This window comes from Bradyrhizobium macuxiense, assembly GCF_001542415.1.
In the GTDB taxonomy this organism is placed as follows: domain Bacteria; phylum Pseudomonadota; class Alphaproteobacteria; order Rhizobiales; family Xanthobacteraceae; genus Bradyrhizobium; species Bradyrhizobium macuxiense.
In genome coordinates this window covers 33,177-58,474 of the sequence record NZ_LNCU01000114.1, presented here as the reverse complement: position 1 = coordinate 58,474, position 25,298 = coordinate 33,177, and the positions used below count along the sequence as shown (strand labels likewise).

27 protein-coding genes are annotated in these 25,298 nt (G+C 63.9%); 10 read left to right on the top strand and 17 right to left on the bottom strand.

From position 1 onward, the window contains the following. Nucleotides 1-6: 6 nt before the first annotated feature. The gene (locus AS156_RS34380) at nt 7-1,323 is read right to left on the bottom strand and encodes a phospholipid carrier-dependent glycosyltransferase (RefSeq protein WP_066513799.1); all 1,317 of its coding nucleotides are present in this window, start codon (nt 1,321-1,323) and stop codon (nt 7-9) included. A gap of 221 nt (nt 1,324-1,544) precedes the next feature. On the opposite strand from AS156_RS34380, the gene AS156_RS34375 reads away from it, so the two are divergent. Continuing rightward, nucleotides 1,545-2,255 (top strand): FecR family protein, encoded by a 711-nt coding sequence (locus AS156_RS34375; RefSeq protein WP_066513798.1) that lies wholly within the window; start codon nt 1,545-1,547, stop codon nt 2,253-2,255. Nucleotides 2,256-2,257: 2 nt separating this feature from the next. Then, a complete protein-coding gene (locus tag AS156_RS34370) occupies nt 2,258-3,418 on the top strand; it encodes a hypothetical protein (protein ID WP_082747906.1) in 1,161 nt (386 codons plus the stop codon). Between the two features lie 126 nt (nt 3,419-3,544). Here the strand turns inward: AS156_RS34370 and AS156_RS34365 are convergent, their stop codons facing one another. The 3 genes from AS156_RS34365 to AS156_RS34355 form a co-directional block, all read right to left on the bottom strand. Beyond that, nucleotides 3,545-4,033, bottom strand: coding sequence for a VOC family protein (locus tag AS156_RS34365; protein WP_066513796.1), 489 nt, complete (start codon nt 4,031-4,033; stop codon nt 3,545-3,547). Between the two features lie 30 nt (nt 4,034-4,063). Beyond that, the gene (locus tag AS156_RS34360; RefSeq protein WP_066513795.1) at nt 4,064-4,495 is read right to left on the bottom strand and encodes a VOC family protein; all 432 of its coding nucleotides are present in this window, start codon (nt 4,493-4,495) and stop codon (nt 4,064-4,066) included. 105 nt (nt 4,496-4,600) lie between these two features. Beyond that, a complete protein-coding gene (locus AS156_RS34355; RefSeq protein ID WP_066513845.1) occupies nt 4,601-5,614 on the bottom strand; it encodes an alpha/beta hydrolase in 1,014 nt (337 codons plus the stop codon). Nucleotides 5,615-5,842: 228 nt separating this feature from the next. Between AS156_RS34355 and AS156_RS34350 the strand changes: the two genes are divergently transcribed. Further along, nucleotides 5,843-7,369 carry an amidohydrolase family protein gene (locus tag AS156_RS34350; protein WP_066513794.1) on the top strand — a complete coding sequence of 509 codons (1,527 nt, stop codon included), beginning with the start codon at nt 5,843-5,845 and terminating at the stop codon, nt 7,367-7,369. 142 nt (nt 7,370-7,511) lie between these two features. Here AS156_RS34350 and AS156_RS34345 read toward each other — a convergent pair whose 3' ends face one another. Both AS156_RS34345 and AS156_RS34340 read right to left on the bottom strand, forming a co-directional pair. Next, nucleotides 7,512-8,249 carry an enoyl-CoA hydratase/isomerase family protein gene (locus AS156_RS34345; protein ID WP_066513793.1) on the bottom strand — a complete coding sequence of 246 codons (738 nt, stop codon included), beginning with the start codon at nt 8,247-8,249 and terminating at the stop codon, nt 7,512-7,514. Nucleotides 8,250-8,414: 165 nt separating this feature from the next. Further along, nucleotides 8,415-8,936, bottom strand: coding sequence for a cupin domain-containing protein (locus AS156_RS34340; protein ID WP_066513792.1), 522 nt, complete (start codon nt 8,934-8,936; stop codon nt 8,415-8,417). Nucleotides 8,937-9,082: 146 nt separating this feature from the next. Between AS156_RS34340 and AS156_RS34335 the strand changes: the two genes are divergently transcribed. After that, nucleotides 9,083-9,298 carry a CsbD family protein gene (locus tag AS156_RS34335; protein ID WP_066513791.1) on the top strand — a complete coding sequence of 72 codons (216 nt, stop codon included), beginning with the start codon at nt 9,083-9,085 and terminating at the stop codon, nt 9,296-9,298. Nucleotides 9,299-9,355: 57 nt separating this feature from the next. Here the strand turns inward: AS156_RS34335 and AS156_RS34330 are convergent, their stop codons facing one another. The 3 genes from AS156_RS34330 to ggt all read right to left on the bottom strand — a co-directional run bounded on the left by AS156_RS34330 (nt 9,356) and on the right by ggt (nt 12,469). Beyond that, on the bottom strand, nt 9,356-10,363 hold the full coding sequence (locus tag AS156_RS34330; RefSeq protein ID WP_066513790.1) for a D-2-hydroxyacid dehydrogenase family protein: 1,008 nt from the start codon (nt 10,361-10,363) through the stop codon (nt 9,356-9,358). A gap of 28 nt (nt 10,364-10,391) precedes the next feature. Then, complete coding sequence (locus AS156_RS34325; protein ID WP_245313202.1) at nt 10,392-10,793, bottom strand: FKBP-type peptidyl-prolyl cis-trans isomerase; 402 nt, start codon at nt 10,791-10,793, stop codon at nt 10,392-10,394. A gap of 89 nt (nt 10,794-10,882) precedes the next feature. Continuing rightward, a complete protein-coding gene (ggt, locus tag AS156_RS34320) occupies nt 10,883-12,469 on the bottom strand; it encodes a gamma-glutamyltransferase (RefSeq protein WP_066513788.1) in 1,587 nt (528 codons plus the stop codon). Nucleotides 12,470-12,637: 168 nt separating this feature from the next. On the opposite strand from ggt, the gene trhO reads away from it, so the two are divergent. Together trhO and AS156_RS34310 are read left to right on the top strand one after the other, a co-directional pair. Beyond that, nucleotides 12,638-13,390, top strand: coding sequence for an oxygen-dependent tRNA uridine(34) hydroxylase TrhO (trhO, locus tag AS156_RS34315; RefSeq protein ID WP_066513787.1), 753 nt, complete (start codon nt 12,638-12,640; stop codon nt 13,388-13,390). Further along, a complete protein-coding gene (locus tag AS156_RS34310) occupies nt 13,383-13,598 on the top strand; it encodes a SlyX family protein (RefSeq protein WP_066513786.1) in 216 nt (71 codons plus the stop codon). Before trhO ends, AS156_RS34310 begins: the two co-directional genes overlap by 8 nt. Nucleotides 13,599-13,632: 34 nt before the next feature. Here the strand turns inward: AS156_RS34310 and AS156_RS34305 are convergent, their stop codons facing one another. Continuing rightward, complete coding sequence (locus AS156_RS34305; RefSeq protein WP_245313198.1) at nt 13,633-14,565, bottom strand: LysR family transcriptional regulator; 933 nt, start codon at nt 14,563-14,565, stop codon at nt 13,633-13,635. A 330-nt stretch (nt 14,566-14,895) separates the two neighbouring features. Between AS156_RS34305 and AS156_RS34300 the strand changes: the two genes are divergently transcribed. The 3 genes from AS156_RS34300 to AS156_RS34290 are packed head-to-tail and all read left to right on the top strand — an operon-like array spanning nt 14,896 to nt 17,306. Next, the gene (locus tag AS156_RS34300; protein ID WP_066513784.1) at nt 14,896-15,309 is read left to right on the top strand and encodes a TadE/TadG family type IV pilus assembly protein; all 414 of its coding nucleotides are present in this window, start codon (nt 14,896-14,898) and stop codon (nt 15,307-15,309) included. A 1-nt stretch (nt 15,310) separates the two neighbouring features. Continuing rightward, the gene (locus AS156_RS34295) at nt 15,311-16,975 is read left to right on the top strand and encodes a pilus assembly protein TadG-related protein (RefSeq protein WP_066513783.1); all 1,665 of its coding nucleotides are present in this window, start codon (nt 15,311-15,313) and stop codon (nt 16,973-16,975) included. A gap of 40 nt (nt 16,976-17,015) precedes the next feature. Next, the gene (locus AS156_RS34290; RefSeq protein ID WP_245313197.1) at nt 17,016-17,306 is read left to right on the top strand and encodes a PilZ domain-containing protein; all 291 of its coding nucleotides are present in this window, start codon (nt 17,016-17,018) and stop codon (nt 17,304-17,306) included. A 199-nt stretch (nt 17,307-17,505) separates the two neighbouring features. On the opposite strand, the gene AS156_RS34285 is transcribed toward AS156_RS34290, so the two are convergent. Further along, on the bottom strand, nt 17,506-17,691 hold the full coding sequence (locus AS156_RS34285) for a hypothetical protein (RefSeq protein WP_066513843.1): 186 nt from the start codon (nt 17,689-17,691) through the stop codon (nt 17,506-17,508). Between the two features lie 121 nt (nt 17,692-17,812). Here AS156_RS34285 and hemE point away from each other — a divergent pair, with 121 nt between their 5' ends. Continuing rightward, nucleotides 17,813-18,859 carry a uroporphyrinogen decarboxylase gene (hemE, locus tag AS156_RS34280; protein WP_066513782.1) on the top strand — a complete coding sequence of 349 codons (1,047 nt, stop codon included), beginning with the start codon at nt 17,813-17,815 and terminating at the stop codon, nt 18,857-18,859. Between the two features lie 244 nt (nt 18,860-19,103). Here the strand turns inward: hemE and AS156_RS34275 are convergent, their stop codons facing one another. The 6 genes from AS156_RS34275 to AS156_RS34250 all read right to left on the bottom strand — a co-directional run bounded on the left by AS156_RS34275 (nt 19,104) and on the right by AS156_RS34250 (nt 23,673). Further along, nucleotides 19,104-20,735 carry a GMC family oxidoreductase gene (locus AS156_RS34275; RefSeq protein ID WP_066513781.1) on the bottom strand — a complete coding sequence of 544 codons (1,632 nt, stop codon included), beginning with the start codon at nt 20,733-20,735 and terminating at the stop codon, nt 19,104-19,106. A gap of 208 nt (nt 20,736-20,943) precedes the next feature. After that, nucleotides 20,944-21,759 (bottom strand): GntR family transcriptional regulator, encoded by an 816-nt coding sequence (locus AS156_RS34270; protein ID WP_066513780.1) that lies wholly within the window; start codon nt 21,757-21,759, stop codon nt 20,944-20,946. Between the two features lie 134 nt (nt 21,760-21,893). Beyond that, on the bottom strand, nt 21,894-22,223 hold the full coding sequence (locus AS156_RS34265) for a 2Fe-2S iron-sulfur cluster-binding protein (protein WP_066513779.1): 330 nt from the start codon (nt 22,221-22,223) through the stop codon (nt 21,894-21,896). Between the two features lie 12 nt (nt 22,224-22,235). Further along, nucleotides 22,236-22,532: a ferredoxin gene (locus tag AS156_RS34260; RefSeq protein ID WP_066513778.1), complete on the bottom strand. Its 297-nt coding sequence runs from the start codon at nt 22,530-22,532 to the stop codon at nt 22,236-22,238. A gap of 3 nt (nt 22,533-22,535) precedes the next feature. Then, the gene (locus tag AS156_RS34255; RefSeq protein WP_066513842.1) at nt 22,536-22,880 is read right to left on the bottom strand and encodes a 2Fe-2S iron-sulfur cluster-binding protein; all 345 of its coding nucleotides are present in this window, start codon (nt 22,878-22,880) and stop codon (nt 22,536-22,538) included. A 25-nt stretch (nt 22,881-22,905) separates the two neighbouring features. Beyond that, entirely contained in the window at nt 22,906-23,673 is a 768-nt protein-coding gene (locus AS156_RS34250; RefSeq protein ID WP_066513777.1) for an iron-containing redox enzyme family protein, read from the bottom strand. Nucleotides 23,674-25,298: the final 1,625 nt, after the last annotated feature.

Below are 25,298 nucleotides of genomic sequence, written 5' to 3'. Positions count from 1 at the left end.
CGGATCTCAGATCCAGCTCTGGAACAGCATCAGCCGGTTGAAGGTCGCCATCGACGTCTCGATGAAGGCCGCCGTGATCGGCAGCATCACGACGAAGCCCGCGCACCCGACGGCCACGAAAGCCCACAGCAGCCAGCGCGGCGCGGGCTTGCGCGTCAGTGCATAGACCAGCACGAAACTCGCCGTCGTCGCCGCGGGCAGATAATAGTAGATGAAGCCGAGCACGCGCGGCAGCAGCGCCCAGGCGAGATACGGGCCCAGGTAGAACGCCAGCACCAGGAACGCATCGCGGTTGCGCGTGACAATCCAGTCGCGCAGCGCGACGACGAGCGCGATCAATACGGGCCACAGGATCAGCGGATTGCCGAGAAACACGATCGCCGCGATCCTGCCGTCGGCCAGCTTGTCGAACAGATACCAGACCGGCCGCACCAGGAACGGCCAGGACGGCCACGAGCTCATGTAGGTATGGCCCGCGATTGCACTGGTCGTATTGTCGGCAAAGATGCGGCGCTGCGCCTCCAGGAGGTCCGGGAGCGAGAAGCCGTACAGCGGCACGAAGGTCGCGAGATAAACGACCGCGGGGATCAGCACGAAGCAGGCGATGAAGTGGTGCAGGCGGAAGTCCGGCCAGAGATCGGGCTGGTACCAGTCCTCGGAATTGCCGTCGGCAAAGCGCGTGCGCCAGCCCTGCATCAGGCGGACCGCGGCGACGATCACGATGCAGGTCGCGAGCACGAACAATCCGCTCCATTTGCAGGCTGCCGACAGGCCGGCAGCAAGCCCCGCCAGCGCGAAAGCGAGCTGCGGACGCTGCTGCCTGAATCCGTGGATAAAGGCCGCTATCGCAAACAGGCTGAAGGCAAGCGCGAAAATATCCAGCATCGCGATGCGCGACTGCACGAACAGCATCTGGTTGAAGAAGGCGAGCAGCACGGCCGCAAGCGCGCGTCCCTGCGATGCGAACAGCGCGAGCCCACAGAAATAGACGCCAACGAGGGCGAGCGCGCCGAACAGCGTCGCGGGATAGCGCCACCCCAGCGGCCCGTCACCAAACGCCCTGATCGAGAGTGCGATGATCTCCTTGGCGAGCGGCGGATGCATCGGGTTGAGGATCGGCTCCTCGATCACAGGCAACAGCATCTGCCGTGCCGCCGGCACGTAATGCACCTCGTCGAAATAGAGCTTGTCCGGCGTGGTGACCCCGAGCAGCAACACGACCTGGGCGACGACGAAAATGGCTGCCGCGACGATTGCCGTGCGCGCGGCTGAACGCCGCGGCTGTGGCTCAGATGCGGTGTTCACGGATCGACGGCGCTGCAACGGATGCGTGTGTGATCGAAGTGTGAGCTACGCCGATATTCTCGGGTGTGATGTGTGTGACCTGTGTGATTGGAGCTCACTTTCATGCGCATTGCGTTGAACGATTTCGAATCCGCCGACACTAACCATCCAATCAGCTCAGCGCTGCTTGTGACAAATATACAATATCAGATGCTGGCGCGGTCCGGTACGATGATGGGGTTAAATCGATCGGTTTTGAAATGTATTCGCGCCACGGCTTTCTCTCAATCCTTGCACTGGGTTTTGTAGTCGCGCTGACGGCAGGTCCCGCTCAGGCGCAGACGCGCGTCGGCGAAGCGGCCGTCGTCAAGAATGAGGTCGTTCGCATCGCGGCGTCGACAACGCAGATCAATGTCGGCGATGCCGTGCTGCGCGATGAGGTCGTGCGCACCGGTCTCGACAGCGCCACGCGACTGGTGATGGCCGACAGCACCAACCTCTCGCTCGGACCGAGCGCGACGATCAAGCTCGATCGCACCGTGTTCGACGACGATCATCATTATCGCGACGTCGCGATCCGTCTGACATCGGGCGCATTCCGCTTCGTCACCGGTCATTCGGACAAGGCCGCCTACAAGGTCACGACGCCGCTTGCGACCATCGGCGTTCGCGGCACCATCCTCGATATCCTGTCGCAGCGCGGCAGGACCACCGTGGTGCTGCAGGAAGGTGCTTCGACCGTTTGCACCACGAGCCGGCAGTGCCTCGACCTGACCCAGCCCGGCGATACCGCGATCATCACCTCGACCGGCGGCCGCACCACGATTCAGAAGACCAACAACTCGCCCTGGACGTTTGCTGCGAACTGCGCTCAGGCTGCAGGCCTCTGCTCGGTCACACAATATGCCGATGCAACGCCGGTGACACCGCCGGTCGAGGACGATCCCACCGGCATATTGTGCGGGCGGTGACCATGGCACGGCGCACGCATCATCGGATCAAGTCCGCGGCGACGGTCGCGATGCTGTCGCTTGCGATGATGCAGGCGCTGGGGGCTCCGGCTCGGGCCCAGTCGCCAACGCCGACACCCACGCCGACCTATACCCCAATGCCCACACCGACGCCGACCCCGTCATATACTTCGACACCTACGCCTACTCCGACGCCGACCCCCACGCCGACACCGACGATCACGCCCACACCGACCCCGAGTCCTTCGCCCTCGCCGACGCCGATCACCGGCGCGCCGTCGAGCGGCAGTTCGATCAACGGCCTCGCAGATCAGCGCTTCAACCAGATGATCACCAACCGCGTGCTCGGTTCGGTGCTGCTCGGCGTCAACGAGCAGATCAATTGCAACGACTGCGTCAGCGCCTTCGGCTCGGCCGGCTCGTTCTCGGCCGGCATCCATGGCCGCAAGACCATCACGCCGAATCTGTCGCTGCTCGCCGGCATCGCCTATACGCAATACGGCGAGGGTGGCTACAACGTCACCAGCGCGCCGATCGGCGCCTTCGCGCTGCGCTATGACTTCGTCGACTGGGGCTCGTCGCGGCCGTTTTTCGACATCGGCGCGATCCTCTCGCCGTTCGAGAAGGTACGCTACACCCGCACCTACACGACGAGCCTGGGCGCGGTGTCGGTGACCGGCGAAACGTCAAGTGAGAACTACGGTGTCTATGGCCGCGCGGGCTGGATCACCCGGCTGTCGGCGCGCGACGAGGTCGCAGCCTCGGTCGAGGTCTGGCAGCTCTGGCAACGGGTCAAGGGTTACAGTGATCCCGCCGTCGCGTTCAATCCATTCGACGCTGCGATCGCTGACGGCACCGATCGCACCAATCTGGTCAAGATCGGCGGCCAATGGACGCATCTGTTCGGATCGAGTGTCGAAGCCAACATCAACGGCGGCTACGTGCAATCCTTTGCCGCCCATTCCGGCATCGTCGCCAGCGTCACTGGCGATGGCACCATCGTGCCCACGATGGGCAATCAAGGCTGGTTCGAATATGGCGGCCGGCTCGGCTTCCGCATCACCAAGGGCTGGGTCGCAGACCTCTTCGTGAACGGCACCGCCGGCCCGCAGCCGGTCGGCAGCACAGTTCATGGCGGCGTGGGCTTGCGGATCAATTATTAGGCATACTGTCATGCCCCGCTTCATGCGGGGCATCCAGTACGCCGTGGGCCATCGGCGGAGCGAGGGCGTCTCTGGAGTGCTGTCATCGCCCGGACGAGCCGGGCGGTGACAGTGTTGACGACCGGCTTACGCAGCCGCCTCGCCCTCATAGGCCTTGCGCAGGCCTTCGACGTCGAGCTTGATCATACCGAGCACCGCCTGCATCACGCGCGCGGCACCGGCGGCGTCAGGGCCGGCGAGATATCGGCGGACCGCCATCGGCACGATCTGCCACGCCACGCCGTAGCGATCGCGCAGCCAACCGCATTGCTCCTCTTTGCCGCCATTCGCGAGCAGCGCGGCCCAAAGCCGATCGACCTCGGCCTGATCGACACAGTCGATCGCGAACGAGACCGCGTGGGTATGCTCCATCTTCATTCCGCCGTTCAGCGCCATGAAGCGCTGACCGGCGAGCGTGAATTCGACCAGCAGCACCGTGCCGGCCTTTCCGCCGGGGCTGTCGATGACGTTCTTCTGGACCGTCTCGATCCGGGAATCGGGAAGCAGCGAGACGTAGAGGTTCGCGGCCTCCTCAGCCTCGCCGTTGAACCACAGGCAGGGTGATACCTTGGACATGCGTGAGTTCCTTGTGACGGCGGGAGGCGATCAGGCGTTGGCCGCGGCGGACTGCGCCTTCATCGCGGCTTCGACATCCATCCACATCACTTCGAAGATATGACCGTCGGGATCCTCGAAGCTGCGGCCATACATGAAGCCGTAATCCTGCTTGGGGCTCGGATCGGCGGAGCCGCCGGCGGCCTTGGCCCTGGTCACGGTGTCGTCAACCGCATCGCGGCCGTCGGCGGAAAGGCAGATCAGCACTTCGCTCGTGGTCTTGGCATCGGAGATGGTCTTCGGCGTGAACTGCCGGAACTTGTCATGCGTCAACAGCATGACGTGGATCGTGTCGGAGATCACCATGCAGGAGGCGGTGTCATCGGAGAATTGCGGATTCCTTGTCGCACCGACCGCCTCGTAGAAGGCGGTAGAGCGGGCGAGATTGCTGACCGGCAGATTGACGAAGATCATCTTGGCCATGAGGCACTCCTTTTTGGCGGGTTGTGCCCCAAGGACGAAGCCGACGCCAAGCACCCGACATCGCACCGCAGATTTTCTTTGCGGCGTCCTGACGCAGGCGAGGCGTCAGATCACGATCGGTTTCGGCATGGTCAGGAACGCCCGCGCAACGTGCCAGAACAGCTCCCGATTGATCGCGAGCGCGACAGAATGCGCGGTACCGGGCAGAATGACGAATTGCCGATCGCCGTTCGGCAGCTTGTTGAAGAACTCCTCGAGATCGGGGACGGCGGCAACGCCGTCATATTCGCCGCGGACCAGCAGCACCGGCGCCAGCACCTTGTCCGGATGCACCACCGGCAGGTTTGCGGTCATGTCGAGATAGGTGCCGGTCGGGATCTGGTCGCCGAACTGCATCTCGACATCGGCCAGCGCCTCGATCACTGCGGGATCCGACGTGCCCGGCTTGTCGCGGGTTGCGATCGAGCGAATCATGTCGCGGTCGCGCTTGCGCATGTTGTGGGTGCGATAATAGGCGAGCTGCTCGGCGCGCTTCGCCAGTGTCGGCGATCCCTCGCCTTTGTAGGTGAAGGCGGCGAACACCAGCCGGTCGATGTGCTCCGGCGCGGCCATCGCATAGGCGCCGGCGCGCAGCGCGCCGGAGGATTCACCGATGAAATGATATCTGGTCTGTCCGGTCTCGCGGGCGACGACCTCCACCGCGGCCTTCAGGTCCTCGACGCCGCTTGCGATGTCCGCATTGCCGGACGTGCGGCCCGACTTGCCGTAGTTCTCGTGGTCCATGGTCCAGCAATCGAAGCCGAAGCGGGCAAATGCGTTGAGCAGCGAATACTCGCCCTTGCCCGGCACGGTGAGGTCGAACGCGCGCGATGTGACCGACGAGCCGTGGACGAAGAACACGACGGGACGCGCGGGCTCGCCCGGCTTCGGCGCACCGATCCGCTTGCGAAACATCCACAGCGGAATGTCGCCCTTCTTCGCCCAGTATTCGCTGCTCCAGATTTCGCCTTCGGCAGGAACTGCGGTTGCAGCCTGCACCGGCGGAGCGCCGAGGGCCGCTGCCGTTGCAACGCCGATGCCCTTGATGACGGTGCGGCGCGATTGATCGGACTGCGTCATGGCTCGCCTTCCCTTTCGGACTTCTTCATCGGATCCGGTGAGATCGAGCATAGCAGCGCACACACGATGCCGCGAGCGGACGCGCGGTGCCGGCATCTCACAATGACAAATTCGCTGCACGATCTTGTGAACGCGGCTGCCGGAGTTCAGCGCGGACGACCGATGGAGTTGGGCCTAGTCTCCGCGGCGATCCGACCGGAAATATCCGGCGCGAAGCGGGAGCCAAGTATGAGCAGCAATCTGACCGAAGAAGAACTTGCCGCCTTGATGCCCTCCGAACTGTGCCAGTACCAGACCCCGATCCCGACGCAGATCGTCTCCAGCGACGAGTTCTATCCCGATCCGCAGAATGAACGGCAGCGCGAGGTCGAGGCGCGGCTGCTCGCGATGGCCGACGATCTCGGCGGCAAGCAGGGCCTCGACCGCCGCAGGTTCTTCCAGACCGCGGCCGGCATGGCGGCCTCCTTCGTCGCCATGAACCAGGTCTACGGGCCGCTGTTCGATGTGACGCCTGCGGAAGCTGCGACACCCGCGATGGCGCAGGAGCGCGCCAGCGGGCTGAAGAACCAGTTCATCATGGACATGCACACGCATTTCCTGCGCGACGACACCCGCATCATGGGCTTCGTCGAGATGCGCAAGGCGGTCGGCAAGGCCGGCTGGAACAAGGAGCTCAACGATCACGAGCAGACCATCGAGGACCTGAAGTTCAACAACTACAAAAAGGAGATGTTTCTCGATTCCGACACCAAGATCGCGCTGATCTCCTCGGCACCATCAGACATCGAGCAGGACTGGTTCCTGACCAACGAGCAGATGGCTGATGCTCGCAAGAAGATCAACGACGAGGCCGGCACGCGGCGCATGTTCTGTCACGCGATCTTCACGCCGGGGCAGCCCGGCTGGCTCGACAAGCTCGACGCTGCGCTGGCCCTGAAGCCGGAATCCTGCAAGGGCTACACGATCGGCGACAACACCCACAAGGACATCAGCCGCTATCCGTGGCGGATGGACGACGAGAAGGTCGCCTACAAAGGCTACGAGAAGATGGTGAAGGCGGGCATCAAGAATGTCTGCATCCACAAGGGCCTGTTCCCGCCCGGAATCGAGAAGCAGTATCCCAACCTTCGTGGCTTCGCCGACGTCGCCGATGTCGGACAGGCCGCCAAGGACTGGCCGCAGCTCAACTTCGTGATCTATCACTCGGCCTATCGCCATGTTGGCGGCGATCCCAGGGTCGCGCTCGCCGAGTTCGAGCGCACCGGCCGCATCGCCTGGACCAGTGATCTCGCCGACATCCCGGCGCAATACGGTGTCAACAACGTCTATGGCGATGTCGGGCAATTGTTCGCGACCACGCTGGTCGCGGAGCCGAACGTCTGCGCTGCACTGATGGGGACCCTGATCAAGGGGCTCGGCGTCGATCACGTCTGCTGGGGCACCGATGCGCTGTGGACCGGCGCGCCGCAATGGCAGATCGAAGGACTGCGGCGGCTCGAAATCCCCGAAATGATGCAGAGGAAGTTCGGCTATGCGCCGCTTGGGCCGGCCGACGGACCGGTGAAATCAGCGATCTTCGGCGACAACAATGCGCGGCTCTACGGCATCCAGCCGAAACGCGCGATGCTCGATATCAAGGGCGATCGCTTCGCAATGATGAAGGCGACATATGAGAAGGCCGGCCCCGAGCCGTCCAACCGGCGCTACGGCTATGTGGTGCCGAACGGCCCGATCGATCACAGCGTGTTTGCCTGAGGTTCTAACCCGTCATTGCGAGCGAAGCGAAGCAATCCATTCCTCGGCTCGGGGATAGATGGATTGCTCCGTCGCTTCGGCGCAAAATTGCTCCGCAATTTTGTCGCGAGCTCCACGCAATGACGGCGGAAAGCGGTTGCTTCTACTTCCCCGTGAACCTCGGCGGCCGCTTCTCGCCGAACGCTTTCGCGCCTTCCTTCAGGTCTTCGCTGTCCTTGATCGCATCGAGCAGCCTGCGCACCTCGGCCACCGTCTCGAGCGGCCCCTTCGGCATCGCGTCGCGCGCGAGCTTCTTCAGTGTCTGCACGACCAGCGGCGCGTTGCCGGCGATCTTGGCCGCCATCTCCTGCGCCACCGCGACATGCTGCCCTGCCGGCGCGACCCGATTGACGAAGCCGATCTGATAGGCGCGCTCGACTGGCAGCTCCTCGCCGATCAGCAGAAACTCCATCGCGATCTTGTGCGGCATCCGCGCCAGCACCGAGGACACGCCGCCACCGGTGGTGCCGATCTTGGCCTCCGGATAGACGAAGCGCGTCGTCTCTGATGCGACGCAGATGTCGGCCATCTGCACCAGCACGAAGCCACCACCAACGACCCAGCCGGAGGTGGCCGCGATGACCGGTTTGTCGAGCTCGACGCCGAGGCCGGGCACCGCCTGCCACATATTGGCCGGGAAATCCCTGACGTCGGCGCCGACGCAGAAATACTTCTCCTCGACTGAGGCCAGCACCGCGACGCGATCGTCGCTGTCGCGGAAACGCCGCCACACGTCACGCAGTTCGTCGCACAGCGCATTGTTGAGCGCATTGTGCGACGAGACACGCTCCATCGTGATGGTCGCGATATGATCGGCGCTCTCGTAACGGACGAGCGTCATGCTGGCCTCCTACCTACACTGTCATTCCGCGGCACGCGCGCAGCGCGGAATCTGGGGCTGATGGAGCGGGATTCCGGGTTCGATGCGGAGCCTGTCTTCGGGCCGCGCCTTGCGCGGACCCGGTGGCATCGCCCCGGAATTGACCGCGCGAAATTTGCCGCGCGATTATTTCTTTTCGTCGGGATGCCGGTGCACCGGATCGACCCACAGCACGTTCTCAGGCTTCTCGACCGGCTCGATGTCGAGATTGATCGCGACCGCCTCGCCGTCGGAGCGCACCAGCACGCATTCCAGCACCTCGTCGGGGCTGGCGTTGATCTCCTGATGCGGCACGTAGGGCGGCACGAAGATGAAATCGCCGGGACCGGCTTCCGCGGTGAACTGCAGCTTCTCGCCCCAGCGCATCCGCGCCTTGCCCTTCACGACATAGATAATGCTTTCGAGATGGCCATGATGATGCGCTCCGGTCTTGGCATCGGGCTTGATGCTGACGGTGCCGGCCCACAATTTCTGCGCACCGACGCGGGCGAAATTGATCGCGGCCTTGCGGTCCATGCCGGCGGTCGACGGCACGTTCGGGTCGAGCTGATTGCCCGGAATGACGCGTACGCCATCGTGCTTCCAGCGCTCGTCGTCGTGATGGTGGTGATGGTCGTGGGAGTGGGTGTGATCGTGGGAACCGCTCATCGTTCTTGCTTTCGTTGGCCAAGTTTCGTGCGTGGAACGCTACCGAAAAGCACGCGCGCAGGCGAGTGCAAAATCGGAACATCGCCAAATCGGGAACATAGCCATGTCCCGGCGCGTTGCGTCAGCGTATTTTGAAGGAGTAATTCATGAGTAGCTCGACCGACAAGATCAAGGGCAAGGCCAACGAGGCGATCGGCAGGATGAGGCGGCATCTTGGCCGCGCCACCGGTTCTCTGGCGATGCAGGGCAGAGGCGCGATCCAGGAAGCCAAGGGCAAGGGACAGAAGGCGCTCGGCGGCGCCAAGAGGATCCTCCGACATGCCGTCGACAGGGCGAGCGCAGCGGCCCACTGGCCTCGCTGAACGATAGACAAGACGGCCGGCCCATCGGGCCTGCCGTTCGAGCATGAGCGACGCTGGTCAGCCGCGCGGGCGCGGACGTGCCAGCACATCCGGATGTGTCAGCACATCTGGATTGACGACATTCGTCGGCGTACCGGCGGCGTAGGCCACGGTCTGATCGAAGATATCGGTGAACTGGATTTCGTACTCGTCGCGCGAGACGTAGCCGAGATGCGGCGTGCAGACCACGTTGTCCATGTTCAGTAGCGGATCGGACGTGTCGCGCAGCGGCTCCTTTTCGTAGACGTCGATCGCGGCCATGCCGGGCCGCCCCGCGCGCAGCGCGTTGACCAGCGCGCCCGGCTCGATCAGCGGCGCGCGGCTGGTGTTGACGATCAGCGCCGTCGGCTTCATCTGCGCGAGGTCTTCCGCCTTGACGATGCCGCGGGTGGCGTCGACCAGCCGCATATGCAGCGACAGCACATCGCATCGCCCGAAGAAATCCGCCTTGCTGGCGGCCGTCTCGTGGCCGTCGGCACGCGCTTGCGCAAGCGCGGCCTCGCGCGCCCAGACCAGCACGTTCATGCCGAACGCCTTGCCATAGCCTGCGACCACAGCGCCGATGCGGCCATAGCCGTAGATGCCGAGCGTCTTGCCGCGCAGGGTGTGGCCGACGCCGATCTGCCACTTGCCGGCCTTCAGCGCGGCCATCTGCTGCGGGATCGCGCGCATCGCTGCGAGGATCAAACCCCAGGTGAATTCTGCAGTGGCGTAGGACGGCGTATCGGCGTGCTGGCTCGACGAGACGATGATGCCGAGTCGCGTGCAGGTCTCGATGTCGATATGCGGGAAAACGCTGCGCTGGCTGATCAGTTTCAGCCTCGGCAGACGCTCCAGCAAGGGCGTGCGGATCTGCGTCCGCTCGCGGATCAACACCAGAACGTCGGTGTCACACAACCGCTCGGCCAGCGCATCGACGTCCTGGACGTGATCGTTCCAGATCTTGACGTCGTGGCCGTCGAGCTTGCGGAAACAATCCAGGGTGCGCACCGTGTCGAAATAATCGTCGAGAATCGAGATCTTCACGGCTGCGCCTCCTGTTGTCGCATGCCGGCTATTTCACACCCAGCAGTTCGACATCGAACATCAGCGTCGCATTCGGCGGGATGACACCGCCGGCGCCGCGGGCGCCGTAGCCGAGACTGGGCGGGATGATCAGCGTGCGCTTGCCGCCCACCTTCATGGTGGCGACGCCCTCGTCCCAGCCCTTGATCACGCGGCCCTGGCCGATCGGAAACTCGAACGGCTCGTTGCGGTCGACCGAGGAGTCGAATTTCTTGCCCTTCTGGCCGTTCTCGTAGAGCCAGCCGGTGTAGTGCATGACGCAGATCTGGCCGGGCTTCGGCGAGGCGCCGGTGCCGACCTTGCTGTCGATGATCTGGAGGCCTGAGGGCGTGGTCATGGGCTTTCCTGCAGTTTGGGCCGCTGCCGTGCTGATGACAACGGGCGTGGAGATCGCCGCAGCCGCGGCTGCGAATGCGGTCCTGATGATGGTGCGTCGTGACGATCGCATCTGAATCCCTCTGCTTGTTTGACGGTAGCCGGTCAGTAGCCGAGCGCGCAGCCGTCCTTGCGCGGGTCGGAGCCGCCGGTCAGCGTGCCCTTGTCCCAATCGATCCAGATCGCCTGGCCGCCGCCGAGCGGGGCCACTACGCTGGTGGTCTTGTGACCGATTGTCTTCAACCCCTCGACAATCTCCGCCGGCACGCTGTCCTCGAGCTGGTAGACGCCCTCGTAATGCAGGCCGCGCGGCATGTCGATCGCCTCCTGCACGTCGCAGCCATAGTCGAGGATGTTGGTCAAAACGCGGGTCTGACCAACCGGCTGGTACTGCCCGCCCATCACGCCGAACGGCATCACGGCACGGCCGTTCTTCGTCGCGAGCGACGGGATGATGGTGTGCAGCGGACGCTTGCCCGGCGCGATGCAGTTGGGATGGCCGGGCTGGATGCGGAAGCCACCGGCGCGGTTCTGCAGCAGGACGCCGGTCTTATCAGAGACGATCGCCGACCCGAAGGAGTGCGCGATCGAGTTGATGAAGGAGCAGACGTTGCGGTCCTTATCGACCACGGTGATGTAGACCGTCGACGGGTTCATCGGCGGCGCGACGTTGGGCAGGTCGAGTAACCGGTCCATCCGGATGTTCTTGATGTGCTCGTCGGCGAATTCCCTAGCCAGGATGCCGGCGACGTCGACATGAACGTGCTGGGGATCGGCGATATGCTGCTCGCGCATCATGTAGGCGATGCGCGCGGCTTCCGCTTCGAGATGGAAGCGCTCGATGCTCAGCGGCTTGAACCTGGTGAGATCGAAACGCGAGAGGATGTTCAGCATCACCAGCATGGTGATGCCCGGACCGTTCGGCGGGCACTGCCAGACGTCGTAACCCTTGTACATCGTGCCGATCGGCGACGTCGTCTCGGTCGAGTGCGCGGCGAAATCCTCCAGCGTGTGCAGGCCACCGATCCCGCGCAGCGTGTCAACCATGTCGGCCGCGATCTCGCCGCTATAGAAGGCGTCGCGGCCCTTTTGCGCGATCGCGCGCAGCGTCTTGCCGAGCTCCGGCTGGCGGATCACGTCGCCGGCCACCGCGGGCTTGCCGTGCGGCAATAGGTAGCGCTCGGTGTTGGTGCCGTTCTTCAGCTTCTCGAACTGGTTCTTCCAGTCGAAGGCGATGCGCGGCGCGACGACGTAGCCCTCTTCGGCGGCCTTGATCGCCGGCTGCAGCAGCCGGTCGAAACCGAACTTGCCGTGATCCCTGAGAATCACGTCCCAGGCATCGACGGCGCCGGGAATGCTGACCGCATGCGCGGAGGTCAACGGCACCGAATGGATCTTGCGCTCGAGATACCAGTCGACATTCGCCGCCATCGGCGCGCGGCCGGAGCCGTTATAGGCAACGATCTTGCCCTCGCCGCGCGGCTGGACCAACGCGAAGCAATCGCCGCCGATGCCGGTCGATTGCGGTTCGATGACGCCGAGCAGCGCGCAGGCCGCAACCGCGGCGTCCGCGGCCGTGCCGCCCTCGCGCATGATCTCGATGGCCGCAAGCGCCGCCTCCGGATGCGACGTCGCCACCATCGCGTTCTGGGCACGAACCGTGGAACGGCCGGCGAAATGGAAATTCCTCATAACGGGGAGCTCGCTTGATCGTGATCTTCTGATACCGCCGCGGCGGACGCGGAGTACATCGCACATTCATCCCCGGCAGGGCAATGCCTGGTATGCCAGAGGAATTATCACGATAACGCATGGCTTTGCGGGGTTTCGCCGGCTTGGCCAGCCTGATAAACCGCCGCCATGCTCCTCAAGGTCGCCGCCTTCTACCAATTCGCCGCATTGCCGGACTTCCGGGCACTGCGCGAGCCCCTGCGCGCGCTCTGCGCCGAACTTGGTCTCAAAGGCAGCGTGCTGCTGGCACATGAGGGCATCAACGGCACCATTGCCGGCACGGCTGATGCCATCGATGCCCTTGTCGCGGAGTTGCGGCACGGGGCGTTGTTCGACGGCCGCCTCGACAATCTCGAACTGAAATTCTCGGAAGCGGCACAGATGCCGTTCCAGCGGCTGAAGGTGCGGTTGAAGAAGGAGATCGTGACGCTCGGCGACACTACGGTCGACCCGACACGGCGGGTCGGCACCTATGTCGACGCCGCCGACTGGAACGCGCTGATCGCCTCTCCCGACATGCTGGTGCTCGACACCCGCAACGCTTTCGAGGTCGCGATAGGCACCTTCGAAGGTGCGCTCGATCCCGAGATCGCCAGCTTCGGACAATTCAAGGAATTTGCGGCGCGTCACCTTGATCCGGCAAGGCATCGCAAGATCGCGATGTTCTGCACCGGCGGCATCCGTTGCGAGAAGGCCAGCGCCTATCTGCTCGCGCGCGGCTTTGCCGAGGTCTATCACCTCAAGGGCGGCATTCTGAAATATCTCGAGGAAACGCCGGAGCGGGAGAGCCGCTGGCGCGGCGAATGCTTCGTGTTCGACGAACGCGTCGCGCTCGGCCACGGCTTGCGCGAGCGCACATCCGAAAGCGCGCCCCATGACTGACACCGCGAAACTGGGCGCCCGGATCGATGCGCTGGAGGTCCGGCTGACCTACCAGGACGAGACCATCGAGACACTGAACCAGACCATCACGGCACAGTGGAAGCAGATCGACGCGCTGACGCGTCAGATCGCCGAGCTCCGCGACCGGCTGCAGGAAGCCGAGCGCAGTACGCCGGGGCCCGCCAACGAGAGACCGCCGCACTATTGACCGGCGCCGTCACGGCACGGCGAGACCGGCCGAACTACACGTTGCTCACCTGGCGTATCGTCTTCGTGCCGTTGAAGAACAGGCTGGACAGCCGCTGCACCAGCGCGGTCGCACGGCTTCCTTCGAGGCCAGGGCGCACACACAACAATCGCTTCCGAACCGGCAGTTCCGGCAGATAATAATCCTTCGCCGAAACGAGGAACGGCGGGATCATTCGCTCGGGGCATGCGGTGAGGCCGTAACCTGCCCGCGCAGCCTCGAGCCGCAACTGATGGTTCGGACTTCTGAACACGATCTTGTACGAGATGTTGTGCTTGGTGAGCGTGCGCATCATCCAGTCGTCACCAGGCCACGCCAGGATCGGGATCGGCGCACCCGGTCGCAAGACGAAATCCCGTGACCGCACCCACACCGAACGCTCTTCGGCCTCGCTCGCTATCGTGACTTCGTCTTCGGCTTCCAGCGAGGGATTACCGTAGACAAAGGCAATATCGACGTAGCCGTCGATCAGTCCCCTGATGATCGCCGGCGACATGTCGACGTGAACCATGATATCGGCGAGCGCATCGACCGGCTGGAGCTTGAGGAATTCTTCCGCGAGCATCGTGCTCATGCCGAGCCGTAAGGGCTGCGGGCCCTCATTGTTGCCGCCGAGCCGCAGCAGTTGGTCATTCGCTTCGAGGATACGCCTTGCCTGCTGCACGGCGACCTTGCCGAGTTCGGTCGTCGTTGTCCCGTTCGCCGTTCTGACGAAGAGCGCACCACCAACCAGGCTTTGCAGGCGCTTCACCTGCGAGCTTATCGCCGGCTGACTCAGTCCGAGACGCTCACCGGCCTTCGATAAACTTCCCGTTTCAGAAATGGCAACGACGGTGCGAACGATCTCGGTAGGAATATTCAAGTATTGACGTGGTCTGTGCATCGCGAGCCCTCCAATCTCAGCACGGGACGCAATAACGATCTCCACATTATGTGATTGAGCTATACTAACATTTGGTTGCACTTTGGTTTAGCTTCAATTTGCAGCGATATCCCATCATATGCATCGTTACGTGCATTACCACGTAGTGCTACGGTATCGAACGGCCGCATTTGCTGCTGTGCGCTGCATCTCCCCCCGGGTTTCTCCGGGTGCGCATCAATTTTTTTGATCGCCCCATAACGCACCGGGCAGCCCATAAAGGGTAGTGCGGCTATTTGCGCGGATTGCTGTCACTGATTCGCTGAAGCGTTCTCATAGTTTTCCTTAATCAAAGCCTCGCAACGATGCGAAACAGTTCGCGTTGCGAGGTTTGCCATGTTCGGGTTTTTCCGCTGCCGAAGCGGCGCATCAGCCGTCGAGTTTGCTCTGCTGTTGCCGCTGTTTCTCGCCTTCATATTCGGCATCGTCGTGTTCGGCTCATATCTGGCGATGGTGCACGGCGTTCAGCAACTCGCCGCCGAGGCGGCACGCTCGTCGATTGCCGGAATGACCGACAGCGAGCGCAACAGCCTGGCGACAAACTACGTCGCGGCGAATGCCTCGACCTATCCCCTGCTGGTTCCCGGCAATCTCTCGGTCAGCGCTGCGTCGTCACCGTCTAACGCAAACGTCTACGTCGTGACGGTGAACTACAACGCGGCTGGCAACTTCATCTACAAGCTCCCCTTCGTGCCCGCGCCGTCGGCCACGATCGTCCGCTCGGCGGCGATCCAGTACGGAGGGTTCTAGAATGTCCGCGATGCTGATGCTGTTGCGGCGTTTCCGCGCCGATCGTCGCGGCAACTTCGCGATGATGAGCGCGGGTCTGATGACCCTCGTCGTCGGCTGTGCCGGACTTGCAATCGATCTCGGCACGATCTTCACCGACCGGCGAAAGACGCAGAGCACGGCGGACCTCGCCGCGATCATCGCCGCCAGCAACCTCAACAATGCAGTCAATGCCGCGACGGCAACCGTCACGCAGAACAACTATCCAGCCAGCGCGCTGGTCAAGGTCGAGACCGGAACATACACGGCGAACAGCGCCGTCGCGCCGCAATCCCGGTTCGTGACGCCGGCAGTCGGCACCGCCAACGCCGCACGGGTCACGCTGAATACGCAGACGTCGCTCTATTTCGCGCGTTATCTGACCGGCCAAAGCAGCTTCACCATCCGGACGACGGCCACCGCGGCGTCGACGGAAATGGCATCGTTCGCGATCGGGTCGCGGCTGCTCTCGCTCAATGGCGGCCTGCTCAACGCAATGCTCGGCAGCATGCTCGGCACGACGCTGTCGCTCTCGGTGATGGACTATAATGCCCTGCTAGGCGCCAAGGTCGACGCGCTGGATCTCCTCTCGGCGCTGGCGACGCGGGTCAATTTGACCGGCGTGACCTACAACACCCTGCTGACCAGCAACATCAAGCTTCCCGACATCATCGCGGCCGCACTGGCCGCGCAGCAGAGCACCAACGGCGCGAACTCCGCGACGACAGCACTGTCGACGGTCTCCCAGGCCGTGAGCGGCCTCACGACCAAGATCACCCCCGGCTCACTGATCGACCTCGGCCCCTTTGCCAACCTCACGGTCGGGCAGAAGCCGAAGCTGAGCGCCACCGTTACGCTATTCGACCTGCTGTCCACGGTCGCGCAGATCGCCAACGGCACGAACCAGATCGCGACCACGGTCAATCTCGGCTTGCCCGGCATCGCCAACGTGACCGTGCTCGCTACCGTCGGCGAACGGCCGGTCGGATCGGGTTGGGTATCGCTCGGCACCCAGGGCGCGAGCGTCCACACGGCCCAGACCAGAATCCTCGCGTCGATCCAGGTGCTCGGCAGCGGCAGTGTCCCTGCCGTCAACCTGCCGATCTATGTCGAGGTCGCTGCGGGCACGGCGACGCTCAATGCGGTGTCCTGCGGCTATCCGAACATCAACACGTCGCAGGTCACGCTGGGCGCGACGCCCGGGATCGTCAATGCGTGGATCGGCGGCGTCACCGCCGCCGACATGACGAATTTCACCAGCCAGCCGAACCCGCCGGCGGCAACGCTGGTCAATCTTGCGCCACTTCCCGTCACCGTGACAGGCCGGGCCAACGCTTATATGGGCAACACCACGCCGACGAACGTGACGTTCAGCTACAGCGACATTCAGTCGCTGAACACGAAGAACGTGACGACGACCAATTTCACCTCGTCACTGACGTCGAGCCTGCTGGGCAATCTGACGCTGAACGTCAATGGGCTTTCCATTCCCGGCGTCGGCGCGACGGTCGCCGGCATTCTGAACGGCGTCACCAACCCGGTCGACCAGGTGCTGGCATCGGTGCTTGCAACGCTCGGCGTGAAGATCGGTTCGGTCGATCTGTGGGTCATGGGGATCCGTTGCGACGGCGCGGTGCTGGTCAACTAGCGGCGATCGCGACAGGCCGACAACGGGGCAGGAGATTGCTGTGAACGCAACTTTGAAGCGGTACAAAACCGACAGCCAGCGAACCGTCCTGATGAAGCGCGGAACGATCTTCTTCCGCGATACCGAGATCGGATGTCTCGTGCTCAACATCTCGACCGGGGGCGCGGGACTCGCCGTCGAGAACGACGCGCCGATTCCGTTCGCGTTTAATCTCGAGATCGAAAGCGAGCCGATCCGGAGACGCTGCGTTGTCGCCTGGCGTCTCGAACGCCGGCTCGGCGTGACCTTTGAATTCGACCGGATGCAACGCCCCGAGCAGGGCCTGGTCTAGATCGCGCGACAGGCCAAGACACCAGCTCCCCTGAGAGCCGCCCGGCATCCGCGCGGCGTATCAGCTGGGCACGCTGCCCACACCAAATGCCGCGATCACGCCCCGCACCACCTGCGCCATCGTCATCAAACCACTGAGTGGCTCGCCGCGCAGTCGAACTCAGCCTGATTCGTGGTTAGCGCAACGCTGCCCAAAACGATCAATTGCCCTCGTTGCGGTCGCGCCTTGACGGGGCGGGCTGCGTCACGCTGACCGCATCGGACGCCGGAAAGGTGCCCTCAAGGCCGGCCTGCAGCTCCGTGCAAATGTCGCGGTCGGCAGCCTGCGCCTTGTGCGGCGCGTCTGCATGCTTGTCATGCGCAGCAGGATCGAATTTCTCGGCCATATCGTCCTCCATTGCTGGATCAACGCGCCCGCGCGAACCGGGGTTCCAGATCCGCCTTGGCCCGTGACGATGCACCGTGTATCAGGGGCAGCAACTTTCTTTCGCGCTCAGGAACTTTTGCGTGCCCCAGGATTCCGCGACCAAGCCGCTCATCGACGTCTTGTCGGGTCACCGGCAGAACGTGCCGCCGCTCTGGATGATGCGGCAGGCCGGCCGCTATTTGCCGGAATATCGCGAATTGCGCGCGAAGGCCGGCAGCTTCCTCGATCTCTGCTTCAACCCGGACTATGCCGCCGAAGTCACGTTGCAGCCGATCCGCCGCTTCCACTTCGACGCCGCGATCATCTTCTCCGACATCCTGGTGATCCCCCACGCGCTCGGCCGCGCGGTGCGCTTCGAGGTCGGCGAAGGCCCGCGGCTGGATCCTCTCGCGACGCCCGATCAGATCGCAACCCTCGCAACGGAAGCGGACTTCAACAAGCTGGAGCCCGTCTATGAAGCGCTGCGCCGCGTCCGCAGCCAGCTTGCACCCGAGATCGCGCTGATCGGATTCTGCGGCGCGCCGTGGACGGTTGCAACCTACATGGTGGCCGGACAAGGTACGCCGGATCAGGTGCCGGCGCGCATGCTCGCCTATCGTCATCCGGATGCCTTCGCGAAGATCATCGACGTCCTGGTTGAGAACTCGATCCAGTATCTCGTCGGCCAGTTGCAGGCCGGCGCCGACTGCCTGCAGATATTCGACACTTGGGCCGGCGTGCTGCCGCCACGCGAATTCGCGCGCTGGTCGATCGGGCCGGTCAAACGCATCGTTGCCGGAGTGCGCAAGCAGGTCCCGGGCGCCAGGATCATCGGCTTCCCGCGCGGTGCTGCCGGCATGCTGCCGAACTATGTCGAGCAGACTGGTGTCGATGCCGTATCCATCGATTGGACTGCCGAGCCGTCGATGATCCGCGAGCGCGTGCAGTCGCGCGTCGCCGTGCAAGGCAATCTCGATCCGCTGGCGCTGATCACCGGCGGTGCCGCGCTTGACCGCGCGGTGGACGATGTCCTGGAAAACTTCGGCAAGGGCCGGCTGATCTTCAATCTCGGCCACGGCATCCAGCCGGAAACGCCGATCGCCCATGTCGAGCAGATGGTCAAGCGGATGCGGGCATATAAGGGCTGATGTCTTGTAGTCCGGATTTTTGCGTCGCCGGATCCGGCTACGCAGCAATGAGGAGGGATAGACCGTCACCCCTGAGGTGGCCGCATCTTCAGCGGCCCTCGAAGGGCGACGGCCCGGCTCTCGGCCGTTCATCCTTTCGAGACGCGCGGAGCCTGTCATCGGGCCGCGCTTCGCGCGGACCCGTTGGCGCTGCTCCAGCGACAAAGGCAAAGCCTTTGCGCGGGGATGACGGGTCGGAAGGCAGCTACCGCGCATCCTCCAGAATCATGTCCGACGCCTTTTCCGCGATCATGATCGTCGGCGCGTTGGTGTTGCCCGACATCAGGTCGGGCATGATCGATGCGTCCACCACGCGCAGGCCTTCGATGCCGCGCACCTTGAGCCGCTGATCGACGACCGCGGTCGGATCGTTGCCCATCCGGCAGGTCGAGGTCGGGTGATAGACCGTGCTGCCGGTGCTGCGGCAGAACGCGAGCACGTCTTCGTCGCTGACGGTCTTCGCGCCGGGATAGACCTCCTCAGCGCAATAGTCCTTCAGCGCGGGCGCAGCCAGGATCTTGCGCAGGATGCGGATGCCGTCGATGAAGGCGCGTTGGTCGGTTTCGGTGGCGAGATAGTTGATCCGGATTTCCGGCGGGACGCTCGGGTCCGCGCTCCTGATCCGCAGCGAGCCGCGGCTTTCGGGCCGGAGCTGGCAAACTGAAGCGCTGAAGCCGGAGAACGGATGCAGGTTCTCGCCCATCTTGTCGGTCGAGAACGGGATGAAGTGGATCTGGATATCCGGCGTCGCGAGACGCGGACTGGTCTTGAAGAATGCGCCCGAGGTGCCGGCGGCAATGGTCAGCGGCCCGCGGCGCAAGGCGGCGTAGTGGACGCCGGCCCAGATCCGCCGCAGCGGATTGTTGACGACGTCGTTGAGCGTGACCGGATGCCGGCATCGCGTCACGATCCGGACCTGCAGATGGTCCTGCAAGTCATTGCCGACACCGGGCGCATCGAGCACCACATCGATGCCATGCTGCTTCAGGAGATCAGCAGGTCCGACCCCGGAGAGCTGCAGCAACTGCGGCGAATTGTACGCGCCGCTCGACACCAGGACTTCCCTGCGCGCCTTCGCGCTACGCAATTGTCCGTTCTGTTTGTACTCCACCGCGCTGGCGCGACGGCCGTCGAACACGATGCGCTGCGCCAGTGCCGAGGTCTCGACGCTGAGATTGCCGCGCGCCAGCGCCGGACGCAGATAGGAACGCGCCGTGCTGGCGCGCCGGCCGCGCCGGGTCGTGGTCTGGAAGAAGCCGGCGCCCTCCTGGGTCGCACCGTTGAAATCCGGATTGGTGGGAATGCCGGCTTCAGCCGCCGCATGAACGAAGGCTTCCGACAACGGATCATGATGCCGCCAGTCCGATACCGGCAGCGGTCCGTCCGCACCGTGATACTTGTCGGCGCCGCGCTGCTGGTTTTCCGCTTTCTTGAAATAGGGCAGCACATCGTCATAGCCCCAGCCGGCATTGCCGCGCTGGCGCCAGCGGTCGTAGTCCTCGTGCTGGCCGCGCACATAGAGCAGGCCGTTGATCGAACTGGAGCCGCCCAGCACCTTGCCGCGCGGCTGGAACACCTGGCGGCCGTTCAGCCCCGGCTCCGGCTCGGTCTGATACATCCAGTTGACGGATTTTTCCTTGAACAGCTTGCCGTAGCCGAGCGGGATGTGAATCCAGATATTGGAATCCTTCGGCCCGGCCTCGAGCAGCAGCACCGAATGCTTGCCGTCGGCGCTGAGGCGATTGGCCAGCACGCAGCCGGCCGAGCCGGCTCCGACGATCACATAATCGAACTCGGCCACGTCGTTCGGCGACGCGCCATGATTGTTGTTGTTCATTCGTTTCCCCCGGGCCATACGGCGCGGCCGGCAAGCGACCACGGAGATCGTCTGGGAATCTCAACGAGACTCGCACGCGTCGCCATGTGTCGAACCGACCCGAGAAGACGTAGCGAGCGTGGCAGATGCGGTCAAGAAAGATAGAGCGCCGATCCGGCGGAGGTACTACAGGACGTCCGGTCGTCGGGTGCCGCGCGTGCTGACGGTGTCAGTCCTCGGTCTTTCGCCGCCGCGTGGCTGGCCGTGCCTCGCCGCGGCGCGCCGGCTTGGTCGCCAAAGCGCGTTCGGGGTTGGAAGATGCCGACGGCAGGCCATATTTCGCCTCCATCTGCTCCAGCGAGGCATCTTCATCCGGCACGTGGAGGCTCGAGAGAAAATCCGCCCCGGCCCGCATCACATGCTCCGCGGCCAGCGTGGCTGCGGCGCGCTCGTCGCCGGCAATGATGGCGCGCAGGATTGCGGCGTGCTCGTCCCAGGTGCGGGCCTGGCGCACCGGATCGGTCGGCGCGAACAGCATCGCGGTGCGCTCGCGCAACCGCTTCAGCAGGTCTGCCAGCACGCGATTGCGGCCGGCTTCCGCCAGCTCATGATGGAATTGCTGATTGAGATCGGACAGCAGATCGTAGCGCCGCGCCGCGACCGCCTCGTTGCCCTGCTTCAGCACGGCAGCGATCCGCTTGATGATGCTCTCCTCGCGGCGGCGCGCGGCAAGGCGGGCGTTCTGCCCCTCGAGCAGCGCACGGACCTCGATGGTTTCACGCGCCTCCTCGTCGGACATCGTCACGACGGAGGCGCCGCGCCGCGCGGTAACCTCGACCAGTCCCTCCGACTCCAGCACGCGGATCGCTTCGCGCACAGGATTGCGGGAGACGCCGAGCTCATCGGCGAGGCGTCCTTCGACCAGCCGCTCGCCGGGCTTCAGCCGCCGGCTCAGGATAGCCTGTCGCAATTCCTCGATCACCCGACCGTGGAGGGAAAGGTAATCGTCGCCGAGACGTTTGGAGTTTCCGAGCCTGCCTGCCATGAAGTGACCTGTCCGGCCGCACTCCACTCAATTGCGTGGACCACCGAACGACGAGGTCCTACGAGTTGCCAGAATCCTAGCCGACGGCGATATCAGCGTATTTAGACCGCCGGCTGCACACCATCAAGCCGCGCTCATTCGCCGTCAACAGCTACAGGGCGAACAGGCTGTACCGCCGGCTTCGGCGTCCAGGACACGCTCACGCTGCCGGTCAGAAAGGTCTGGCACGCCATCCGGTAGCCGGCCGCGAACTGCTCCTCGGTGAGGTGCTTGCGCTCCTTCGGCTTGATCGCGTCGGTGTTCTCGATGCCCTTCTCGATCACGCATTTGCAGGTGCCGCACAGGCCGCCCCCGCACTTGAACGGAATGCCGCCCTGCTCGCGCAGCGAGACACGCAGCAGGTTGCTGTTCTCCGGCGCGGTCACGGTTTTCCCGTTATTGGTCACGAACGTGACTTCGATCATCGCGACATCCGCTCAGCGCTTCTGCAGCTTCGTATCCATGTGGCCGAACGTGACGAGGTGCTCGAGCTCACTCAGCGCCCGCTCCGGCGTTTCGAACTTCTCGAGGAATTTCGACGGCACCTCGTTCACGATCTGCGGCGACCAGGCCTCATCGATGACCTTGACCTTGGTCTCCTTGACCAGCTCCGCGATCACGAAGGTCGCCTTCCTGACGCCGTAGAACAGATAGTCATAGGCGGCGAGCGGCCGCAGGCCTTCGACGATCTCGGTGTGGAATTGTCCCGGCTTGCTCGTCAGTATCACATACATCGGTCACGGCCTCCCAACCGCGGCACCCGCCGGCGCGACGACATCGGCCAGCGGCGTCGCCTCCTGCGACAGTTCAATGTCGTGTGTGAGCCAGAGCTGGCAGGCGAGCCGGTAGCCCTGCTCGATCCTGGCGCCGAGGCGCTTCTTTTCCTTCCAGTTCGGCTCCGGCAAATGCTCGCTGCCCTTGATGATCAGCGACGCGCATTTCCCGCACTTCCCCATCCCGCAGCCGTAAAGGAGGTTGGGATAGGGAAACTGGCGGATGCCCGCACGCACGACGAGATTGGTGTTCTCCTTGATCTCGCCGACGAAAGTTTCGCCGTTACGGTGAAAAACCACGCTGGGCATCGCGCCGCTCTCCGCTCGCAGCTGCTCAGGCCTGCAGCAGGACACGCTCGTCGGCGGGCACGCCGCTGGCGAGATCGAGCTCCGACAGCGGAATGTCGTTCGCGACGTAGTCGTGGTACAGCGCGGTCGTGTAGAGCAACCGCATCTGCGCGCCGATTTCACAGATCTTCAGGCAGCGCTGCTGCAGCTCCACCGTGTTGGCGTGCTCGAGCACGATCTGGTAACCGCGCTCGCCGTGGATTTCGTCCGACACGATATGAAGGTCGAAGAATTCGACTTCCTCGTCGGTGAACTTATACTTGTCGCGCAGCGTCGGCGTCTGCTTGCGGTAGATCGACGGCACCTGCGATTCCAGACCGACCACGAGGCCCGCCACCGCGACGATCGGGTCCTCACGCATTGCAACCGAATAGCACCAGCTCTGCAGCCCGCGCGTCGTCGGCGTCATGTTGTCGGGATCCTTGACCCGCGCTCCGGTGGTGCCGCAAGCCTCCGCAAAGCGGATCAGCAGATCAGTGTGGCGGTCGCCGCCGATCTCTTCCTCGTACATGTTGGCGAGCAGGAAGTCCTTGGCTTCCTGGTACTGCTCGGGCATCCGCGCATAGATGTAGCCGAGGTAATCGGCGAACGGCCCGACATAGTGGTAGTGGTTCTCGGCCCAGCGCGCGAGATGCGCGCGGCTCAGCTTGCCGCTGGCCCACGCCACGCTGAACGGTGCCTTGTTGGCGCTCTTGCCCTTGATCGCGTTTTCGAGGGCGGTACGAAATTCCACATGATCCATCAGCTTCTGCATGGTCGCGCTCCTGTGCCGTGAACAATGGCCGTCCGGGCGTTGGACCGCTGACCGTGGCCCGCAACGGCGTCATTTTCGGTATACTGTATACTAAATTGATGCCTGTCAACGTTGAAGACCGGCCGGATACACAGGCCGCGGGCATGGCCACAAACGTGGCAGATGTGCCTTCGTTATGCGCATTTCCACTTCAAAATGCTATTCAGTGGTGGCACCGCACCGCGTACATCCCGATGATGCGCTCGCAATTTGTTCTTGCCATATTTGAATACAGTATACATCATGCGCCGCATTCCTGAGGGGGGAAGCAACGGCATGCAGCACGTTCCAATCGTTGCGGCGCATTGGGTTTATCTGCTCGGCGTCGCCATCATCGTCCTGACCATGATCTGGCGCGCCAACGTCGTCGTGCCGTCGATTCTCGCGACATTCCTGGTCGCGCTGGCATGGACGCACAGCCCGGTCGCGGCGCTCGCCAGCGTCTTCAATGCGAGCTTCACCGCTGCCAAAGAGCTCTTCAACATCTTCCTGGTGATCGCGCTGATGACGGCGCTCTTGAATGCGCTCAAGGTGCTACGCTCCGACATCCGCATGGTGGAACCGTTCCGTGCCGTGATGAAGACCGGGCACACCGCCTATTTCGTGCTCGCCGCCATCACCTATGTGATTTCCTTGTTCTTCTGGCCGACGCCGGCGGTGCCGCTGGTCTCCGCGGTGCTGTTGCCGGCGGCGATCGCGGCCGGGTTGCCGCCGCTCGGCGGTGCGATCGCGATTGCGATTGCCGGACAGGGCATGGCGCTGTCCTCGGACTACGTGATCGGCGTCGCTCCCGGCATCAGCGCCAAAGCGGCCGGCGCCGCGGTCAGCGCCGCAACGGTGGCGGACCGCGCGCTTGTGCTGTCGCTGATCACCGGCGGCATCGCGCTGACGCTCGCCTATCTCTCGATCCGCAAGTCGATCACCAAGGCTGACGACCGGCTGCTGGGGCGCTGGCAGGCGCAGTCGAGCAACGGCCAACTGGCGCGCCTGGAGCAGGAAGGCACCTTCGACAAAGCCGAGATCGCGCGCGGCACCGCCGACGGCCAGCGGCCGTTTGCGACCCAGGCGCAGATCGACAAGGAACTCGCCCAAGTGCCGCCCCGGCGCGAGGGCTGGTCGAAATTCTTTGCCATCGCGACGCCGCTCGCCTTTCTTTGCGTCATCGCCGTCATGGTGCTGGCCAAGATCGGCATCGGTCACGACCTGAAGGGCGGCAATGCCGCCGCGCTGGTCGGTGGCGTCGCCGCGATGCTGATGATCTGTGCGTCCTCCGTCTCCGGCGATCTGCGCAAGTTCCTCGACACCAGCGCCGATCACATCACCGAAGGCTTCGTCTTCGCGTTCAAGGCGATGGGCTCCGTGCTGCCGATTGCGGGCTTCTTCTTTCTCGGCGCCGAGCCCGGCCTGTCCTCGCCGATCCTCGGCATGCCCGCTGCGCACGCGCCGAGCCTGCTGTTCGAGCTGATCCAGACGGCGCAGGCCTGGATCCCGAGCAATCAGCTGTTCGTTGCCTTCGGCGTGCTGATCGCCGGCATGATCACCGGGATCGACGGCTCCGGCTTCGCCGGCCTGCCGCTGACCGGCTC